We start from the raw sequence: 7,181 nt of genomic DNA, 5'->3' as shown, positions 1-7,181 counted from the left end.
GCCCCCCATCCGCACGTCACGTGAGAAAGGCAAGGCGATGATTCTCCAGCGCATCGGCAACAAGGGCATCCGCCTCGGCACGCTCTTCGAGCGGGCCGCCAGGAAGCACCCGACGAACGTCGTGATCCTCGACCACGACCTGGACATAGCCCCCCAGCTGGGGCGCCGGGCGACGGTGGCGGAGGTCGCCGACCTCATCGACGACATGGCCTCCCGGCTCTGGGCGGCCAACGTCCGCCCCAGCCGCCGCGTGGTGATCTACAAGTCGGACGGCTTCGACATCACCCTCCTGGCCTGCGCCGCCGTCCGCATCGGCGCCGTCCCCGTGCTGCTGTCACCGAAGCTGGACGGCGAGACCGTCGCCGAGCTGGTGCGCCGCACCGACCAGCCCTACCTCCTCACCGACCAGAACAAGCTGGAGACGGAGCTGCCGGCCTCGGTCTTCGAGGAGGCCGAGCAGGTCCTGCTCACCTCCGGCAGCTACAAGGAGGCCGTCGAGCTCGCCTCCCTCGCCGGCTCCCCCCGGGTACCGGCCGTCACCATGCCGCCCGAGCACCCCACCCTGATCACCCACACCTCCGGAACCACCGGCACCCCCAAGCTCGCCGTCCACACCGGGGCCACCCTCCAGGCGCGCTACCGCCCGCAGGCCGCCATCACCAAGCCGCTGCTCCCGGGCCGCGAGACCATCGCGATGCACGTCTCCTTCGTCCACTCCCGGCTGATCACCGCCCTCGCCATCTCCCTCTTCCGCGGCTACCCGATCGTCGTCCTCGCCGACTCCGACCCCCGCAAGGCCGCCGACCTCTTCGCGCAGCTGCGCCCCGGCATCCTGGAGGCCCACCCGAACTCCTTCATGGAGTGGGAGGAGCTGGCGGACGACCCCCGCAAGCCGCTGGCCAACGTCAAGCTGTTCTCCAGCACCTTCGACGCCATCCACCCGCGCACCGTGCAGCGGCTGCTGGCCGCCACCGAGCGCACCGCCCCCGTCTTCGGCCAGCTGTACGGGCAGAGCGAGATCGGCCCGGCCGTCGCCCGCTCCTTCTCCCGCCGCCGCGGGCTCGACGCCGACGGCCGCTGCGTGGGCATGCCCTTCCCCGGCATGACCGACGTACGCGTCGTCAGCCGCAACGGCCTGCCGGTGTCCGAGACGAACCCGGGCTTCATCGAGGTCAAGAGCGACGGCCGGATCGTCACCTACCTCGGCGAGCAGGAGCGCTACGACAAGCAGGTCAACGACGGCTGGTGGCGGATGGGAGACGTCGGCTACCGCACCAAGTGGGGCTGCGTGCACCTGCTCGACCGCGAGGTCGACATGATCGAGGGCTTCGGCTCGACGCTCGCCGCCGAGGACACCCTCTTCACCCGGCTCGAAGAGCTCTCCGAGGTCATCATCATCCCCGACGAGTCCGGCCGGGCCGTCCCGATCGTCTGCACCCGCGACGACAGGCCGATCGACCCCGCCGCCTGGAAGGCCGCCACCGCCGGGCTCCCGCCGATGGCCGAGCCCGTCCAGTGGCGCCAGTCCGACCTCCCGCAGACCGCCACCACCAAGATCAAGCGGCTGGAGCTCGCCCGCCTGATCGCCGCCGGCACCGCGTCCCAGCTCATCGAGGAGAAGATCTGACATGGCGAAGCTCATCATCATCGGCGGCGGCATCGGCGGACTCGCGGCGGCCCTGGCCGTCGCCCGGCAGGGCCACGAGGTCCTGGTCCTGGAGCGCGCCCCGCAGTTCGCCGAGATAGGCGCCGGCATCCAGCTCGCCCCCAACGGCCTGCACGCCCTCGACCGCCTCGGCCTCGGCGACGCCGTCCGCTCCACCGCCGTCCAGATGGACGAACTCCGCTTCATGGACGGCGTCACCGGCGAGCACGTCGCCAGCCTCGACCTGACCGAGGCCTACCGGGAGCGGTTCGGGAACCCGTACGCGGTCGTCCACCGCGCCGAGCTGCACACCAAGCTGCTGGAGGCCTGCCAGGCCACCGAGGGCATCGAACTGCGCAGCGCCGCCACCGCGACCGGCTACGAGCAGGACGCCGCGGGAGCCACCGTCGTCCTGGAGGACGGCGAGCGCCTCACCGCCGACGCCCTGATCGGCGCCGACGGCATCCACTCCGCGATCCGCGGCCAGCTCGTCGGCGACGGCGCCCCCCGCAACTCCGGGATCACCGTCTACCGGGCGATCATCCCGATGGAGCAGGTCCCCGAGGAGCTGCGCCACCTGACCTCCGTCACCTGGTGGACCGGGCCCGGCTGCCACTTCGTGCACTACCCGATCGCCGGCGGCAAGTACCTGAACCTCGCCGCGAGCAGCGACAACAAGGCCGTCGAGGCCGTCGCCGGGGTCCCCGCGACCGAGGGCGACATCCGCCGCGAGTTCGCCTCGCTCGGCGAGGACGCCCAGCGCCTGCTCGCCCTCGGCGAGGGCTGGAAGTCCTGGGTCCTGGTCGACCGCGACCCGGTCGACACCTGGACCGACGGCCGGGTCGCCCTGCTCGGCGACGCCGCCCACCCGATGCTCCACTACGTCGCCCAAGGCGCCTGCCAGGGCCTGGAGGACGCCGTCGTCCTCGGCGACCTCCTCGACTGCGGCACGGACGAACTGCCGCAGCGCTTCGAGAAGTTCAACGCCGAGCGGCGCGAGCGCACCGGCCGGATCCAGCTGCTGGCCCGAGAGAGCATCAAGCTCTGGCACACCTCCGGAGCGGCCGCCTCCGACCGCAACGCGGTCCTCGCCGGCTTCAGCCGGGACGAGCTCCACGACTACGTCGCCTGGATGCACGGGCACCGCACCGACGACACCTCCGCCACCGCCGCCGCCCACACCGCCCCGAACGGAGACCAGCGATGACCTCGACCCCGAACCACGTGCAGGTGGCCCTCATCGGGGTCGGCCCCCGCGGCCTGTCCGTCCTGGAGCGGCTGTGCGCCAACGAGCGGCACGCCCCCTCGCACGACGCGGTCACCGTCCACGTCGTCGACCCCTCGGCGCCCGGCGCCGGCCAGGTCTGGCGCTCCGACCAGTCCCAGCACCTGCTGATGAACACGGTCGCCTCCCAGATCACCGTCTACACCGACGACAGCGTCCGCACCGCCGGCCCCATCGAGCCGGGCCCGAGCCTGTACGAGTGGGCGAAGGGCCTCGCCGCGGCGGACGGCGCGGACGGCGCCGACCCGGCCGTCCTCGCCGAGGCCCGCCGCCTGGGCCCGAACACCTACCCCAGCCGCGCCTTCTACGGCGGCTACCTGCGGGCCGCGTTCGAGCGGGTCGTCGCCGGCGCCCCCGCCCACGTCACCGTGCGGGTGCACCGCTCGCGGGCGGTGGCCATGGCCGACACCCACGGCATCCCCGGCGGTCCGCAGGGCGTCCGGCTGGAGGACGGCACCCGCCTCGACGCCCTCGACGCGATCGTCCTGGCCCAGGGGCACGTCCCGGCCCGGCTCACCCCGCGCGAGGCGAAGACCGCGAGCCTCGCCCGGATCCACCACCTGCGCTACTTCACCCCCGCCAACCCCGCCGACCTCGACCTCGACAGCGTCCTGCCCGGCGAGAACGTCCTGCTGCGCGGCCTCGGCCTGAACTTCTTCGACCACATGGCCCTCTTCACCGCCGGCCGCGGCGGCAGCTTCACCCGCGGCGAGGACGGCCGCCTCACCTACCACCCCTCGGGCAGGGAGCCCGTCCTGTACGCCAGTTCGCGCCGGGGCATCCCCTACCACGCCCGCGGCGAGAACGAGAAGGGCGCCTACGGCCGCTACCTGCCGCGGCTGCTGACCCCGCAGCGCATCGAGGAGCTGCGCGCCCGCTCCGCGGACGGCGAGGGCATCGGCTTCACCGCCGACCTGTGGCCGCTGATCTCCCGCGAGACCGAGAGCGTCTACTACGGCACCCTCCTCGAGGCCCGCGGCCGCGGCGACGAGCGCGAAGGCTTCACCCGCCGCTTCCTGTCCCTGGAGGAGGCCGCGGACCGGGACGCCCTGCTCGACGTGTACGGCATCGAAGCGGCCGACCGCTGGAGCTGGGAGGCGCTCTCCCGGCCGTACGGCGACCGCGAGTTCGCCGACCGCGAGGACTTCCGGCGGTGGCTCGTGGCCTACCTGGAGCGCGACGTCGCCGCGGCCCGCGCCGGCAACCTCAGCGGACCCCTCAAGGCGGCCCTGGACGTCCTGCGCGACCTGCGCAACGAGATCCGCCTCGCCGTCGACCACGGCGGCCTGACCGCCGACTCGCACCGCGACGACCTGGAGGGCTGGTACACCCCGCTGAACGCCTTCCTCTCCATCGGGCCGCCGGCCTCGCGCATCGAGGAGATGATCGCGCTGATCGAGGCCGGGGTGCTCGTCCTGACCGGTCCCGGCACCGAGATCCGTGTCGACACCTCCTCCGGCCAGGCCGCGTTCACCGCCGCCTCCCGCACCGTCCCGGGCCCGCCGGTCCGCGCCGGCGTGCTGATCGAGGCCCGGCTTCCCGAGCCCGACCTGCGGCGCACCGACGACCCGCTGCTGCGCCACCTGCTCGACACCGAGCAGTGCACCACCTACCGGATCTCCGGGCCGGGCGGTGCGGGCTACGAGTCCGGCGGCCTCGCCGTCACCGAGCGCCCGTACCGGCTCCTCGACGCCCGCGGCCTCGCCCACCCGCGCCGGTTCGCGTACGGCGTGCCCACCGAGTCCGTGCACTGGGTCACCGCGGCCGGCATCCGGCCGGGCGTCGACTCCGTCACGCTCGGCGACTCGGACGCCATCGCCCGCTCGGTGCTCGCCCTGCCGCCCGCCGCGGCCGTCCCGGCCGGGGTGTCGCTGCCGGCCGAGACCGACCTGACCGGGGTCCTCGTATGAGCCCCGCAGGCAGCGACGCGCTCACCGACGCGGGGCTGCTGTCCCCGGTGCGCGCCGGCACCCCGGCGGAGGAGGCCGTCTCCGACCTCGCCTGGCTCCAGGCGATGCTGGACGCCGAGGCCGCCCTGGCCCGGGCGCAGGCCCGGCTCGGCACGCTCCCCGAGGCAGCCGCGAAGACCATCACCGGCTGCGCCCGCGCCGACCGGCTGGACCTGCGCGCGCTGGCCCTGGCGGCGCGGGAGACCGCGAACCCGGTGGTCGGGCTGGTGCAGGCGCTGACCCGGGTGGTCGCCGCCGAGGATCCGGCCGCCGCCGAGTACGTCCACCGCGGCTCCACCAGCCAGGACGTCCTGGACACCGGGGCCATGCTGGTGGCCGCCCGCACGCTGCGCCTGGTCCGCGCCGACCTCGCCCGCACCGCCGCGGCGCTGGGGCGGCTGGCCGCGGAGCACCGGGACACGGCGATGCCGGGCCGGACGCTGGCCCTGCAGGCGGTGCCGACGACCTTCGGGCTGAAGGCGGCGGGCTGGCGGCAGCTGGTCCTCGACGCCGAGGAGCGGCTGGCCCGCGTCGCGGACGGCGGGCTGCCGGTCTCCCTCGGCGGTGCGGCCGGAACGCTGGCCGGCTACCTGGAGTACGCCCGCATCGACGGCGCCGCCGGGCAGCAGCCGGAGGGTTACGCGGAGCGGCTGGCGGAGGCGTTCGCCGCCGAGACGGGCCTGGCCCGGCCGGCACTGCCCTGGCACGCGCTGCGCACGCCGGTCGCGGACCTCGCCGCGGCGCTGGGCTTCGCCGCGGGGGCTCTCGGGAAGATCGCCGTGGACGTGCAGAACCTCTCCCGGACGGAGGTCGGCGAGGTCGCCGAACCGGCCGCGGCGGGGCGGGGCGCCTCCTCGGCCATGCCGCACAAGCGCAACCCGGTGCTCAGCACGCTGCTGCGCAGTGCCGCCCTCCAGGTGCCGGTGCTGGCGGCCGGGCTGGTGCAGTGCCTGGTCTCGGAGGACGAGCGCTCCGCCGGCGCCTGGCACGCGGAATGGCAGCTGCTGCGCGAGTGCCTGCGGCTGGTCGGCGGCGCCGCGCACACGGCGGCCGAGCTCGCCGAGGGACTGACGGCGCGGCCCGAACGGATGCGCGCGAACCTGCTGCTGACGGGCAGCCAGGTGGTGTCGGAGCGGATCGCGGCCGTGCTGGCGCCGGAGCTGGGCAAGGCGGCGGCCAAGCAGCTGCTGACGCGGGCGTCCGCGGCGGCGGAGGAGGGCGGACTGCCGCTGCACGAGGTGCTGGCGGCGGATCCGTCGCTGCAAGGGCGTTGGACTGAGGACGAGTTGGCGGAGCTGTGCGATCCGGGGGCGTACACGGGCGGGGCGGGCCCCCTGGTGGACCGGGCGCTGGAACGGTCCGCACCGACGCTTGAGATTCAACTGAACTGAACTGTATAGTTCAGAGTGTCAGACGCCGAGCACCGAGCAGAAAGCCGAGGAGCCATGACGCCGCCGCCCGCACGTCCCGCAACCGGACGCTGGATCGAGGACTGGGACCCCGAGGACGAGGAGTTCTGGCAGCGCAGCGGCCGGCGCACCGCCCGCCGCAACCTCGCCCTCTCGGTCCTCGCCGAGCACATCGGCTTCTCGGTGTGGAGCATGTGGTCCGTCCTCGTGCTCTTCATGTCGCCCGAGATCGGCTTCGCCTTCACCCCCTCCGAGAAGTTCCTCCTCGTGGTCGTCCCCACCCTGGTCGGCGCGGCCCTGCGGCTCCCGTACAGCTACGCCGTCACCCGCTTCGGCGGCCGCAACTGGACCGTCTTCGCCTCGGCAGTCCTCCTCGTCCCCGCCCTCGCCGCCTTCTGGTTCATCAGACAGCCGGGCACCGACCTGTGGGTCTTCCTCCTCGTCGGGGCGCTGTGCGGACTCGGAGGCGGCAACTTCGCCTCCTCGATGACGAACATCACCGCCCTCTTCCCGCAGCGCCTCCAGGGCTGGGCCCTCGGCATCAACGCCGGCGGCGGCAACCTCGGCGTCGCCGCGGTCCAGCTGATCGGCCTGCTCGTCATCGCCACCGCGGGCAGCGCCCACCCCTCGTACGTCATCGCCGCCTACCTGCCGCTGATCGTGGCCTCCTCCGTCCTCGCCGCCTGGAAGATGGACAACTTCGCGGCCGTGCGCGGCGCGCCGGGCGCCCAGCGGGAGGCCGCCCGCAACCCGCACACCTGGATCATCTCCCTCCTCTACGTGGGCACCTTCGGCTCCTTCATCGGCTACGGCTTCGCCTTCGGCCTCGTCCTGCAGAGCCAGTTCGGCGCCACCCCCTTCGAAGCCGCGCAGTACACCTTCCTCGGGCCGCT

The 7,181-nt window shown here is 73.8% G+C and carries 5 protein-coding genes; all 5 read left to right on the top strand.

From position 1 onward, the window contains the following. Positions 1–37: 37 nt before the first annotated feature. On the top strand, positions 38–1,627 hold the full coding sequence (locus EF903_RS25755) for a class I adenylate-forming enzyme family protein (RefSeq protein ID WP_125547038.1): 1,590 nt from the start codon (positions 38–40) through the stop codon (positions 1,625–1,627). A gap of 1 nt (position 1,628) precedes the next feature. Continuing rightward, entirely contained in the window at positions 1,629–2,852 is a 1,224-nt protein-coding gene (locus EF903_RS25750) for an FAD-dependent oxidoreductase (protein WP_125547036.1), read from the top strand. Continuing rightward, the gene (locus EF903_RS25745) at positions 2,849–4,840 is read left to right on the top strand and encodes an FAD/NAD(P)-binding domain-containing protein (RefSeq protein WP_125547033.1); all 1,992 of its coding nucleotides are present in this window, start codon (positions 2,849–2,851) and stop codon (positions 4,838–4,840) included. Before EF903_RS25750 ends, EF903_RS25745 begins: the two co-directional genes overlap by 4 nt. Continuing rightward, positions 4,837–6,270: a 3-carboxy-cis,cis-muconate cycloisomerase gene (pcaB, locus tag EF903_RS25740; protein ID WP_125547031.1), complete on the top strand. Its 1,434-nt coding sequence runs from the start codon at positions 4,837–4,839 to the stop codon at positions 6,268–6,270. The genes EF903_RS25745 and pcaB overlap by 4 nt, the downstream gene beginning before the upstream one ends. 54 nt (positions 6,271–6,324) lie before the next feature. Then, positions 6,325–7,181 (top strand): MFS transporter (locus EF903_RS25735; protein ID WP_148142573.1); only part of this gene is annotated, 857 nt, incomplete at its 3' end.

Source organism: Streptomyces sp. WAC05292, from assembly GCF_003949955.1.
In the GTDB taxonomy this organism is placed as follows: Bacteria; Actinomycetota; Actinomycetes; order Streptomycetales; family Streptomycetaceae; genus Streptomyces; species Streptomyces globosus.
Note: the sequence above shows the minus strand (reverse complement) of the source record. Positions and strands in the feature narration are given on the sequence as shown.